The sequence below is a fragment of the Streptomyces sp. MUSC 14 genome (genome assembly GCF_001866675.1).
Taxonomy (GTDB): Bacteria; Actinomycetota; Actinomycetes; order Streptomycetales; family Streptomycetaceae; genus Streptomyces.
Window position 1 is genome coordinate 1 of sequence record NZ_MLYN01000142.1, and the last position, 213, is coordinate 213.

At 58.2% G+C, this 213-nt stretch carries 1 rRNA gene; it reads right to left on the reverse strand.

Annotated features, from left to right (window positions below):
• Nucleotides 1-117, reverse strand: a 5S ribosomal RNA gene (gene rrf, locus BIV25_RS46035).
• Between the last annotated feature and the right edge of the window lie 96 nt (nt 118-213).

Sequence of the window (213 nt, forward strand, 5' to 3'; positions counted from 1 at the left end):
GTTCGGCGGCGTCCTACTCTCCCACAGGGTCCCCCCTGCAGTACCATCGGCGCTGTGAGGCTTAGCTTCCGGGTTCGGAATGTAACCGGGCGTTTCCCTCACGCTATGACCACCGAAACACTATGAAACTGACAACCAGACCACGCTCTGTGAAACGTGGGGCCGTTCGTGGTTTCAGAACCAACACAGTGGACGCGAGCAACTGAGGACAAG